Here is a 481-nt window from a genome sequence, read left to right as displayed (position 1 = left end):
AACTACGACCTCGACACCCTGGAAGTGACCCGCGAAGGCAAACTGCTCAAGCTCAACCCGGTCGGCCTCAAGTTGCTGGCGGTGTTGATGCAGAAGAGCCCGCACGTGCTGCGGCGGGAAATTCTCGAAGAAGCGCTGTGGGGCGATGATTGCCCGGACAGCGACAGCCTGCGCAGCCACGTCCACCAATTGCGTCAGGTGATCGACAAACCGTTCGAAAAACCATTGCTGCATACCGTGCACGGCGTGGGTTACCGCTTGGCCGAGGGGCGTGATGGAGTTTAAGCAAAGCCTTTCCCAGCGGATCATCATTGCCTTTGCGTTGATGAGCGCGCTGGTAGCCGGCGCCTTTGCCATGGGCATCGTGGCGACGGTGCATCTGGTGGAGGAGAAACTGATTTCGGCAGGGTTGGGTGGCGATCTGCAGCGCCTGTTGCTGATGGACAACGTCTCGGACTGGAGCCATCGGCCCGAGCCGGAC

At 60.5% G+C, this 481-nt stretch carries 1 protein-coding gene and 1 pseudogene; both read left to right on the top strand.

All coding sequences use genetic code 11. The features are described from left to right. A partial coding sequence (locus tag DBR24_RS33985) for a winged helix-turn-helix domain-containing protein (RefSeq protein ID WP_256591871.1) occupies positions 1–285 on the top strand: 285 nt, incomplete at its 5' end. Continuing rightward, positions 275–481 (top strand): annotated as a pseudogene (locus DBR24_RS33980) (two-component sensor histidine kinase); the annotation flags it as partial. The gene DBR24_RS33985 and the pseudogene DBR24_RS33980, both read left to right, overlap by 11 nt.

Origin of the sequence: Pseudomonas sp. HMWF006 (assembly GCF_003061205.1) — a bacterium.
Taxonomy (GTDB): domain Bacteria; phylum Pseudomonadota; class Gammaproteobacteria; order Pseudomonadales; family Pseudomonadaceae; genus Aquipseudomonas; species Aquipseudomonas monsensis.
Note: the sequence above shows the minus strand (reverse complement) of the source record. Positions and strands in the feature narration are given on the sequence as shown.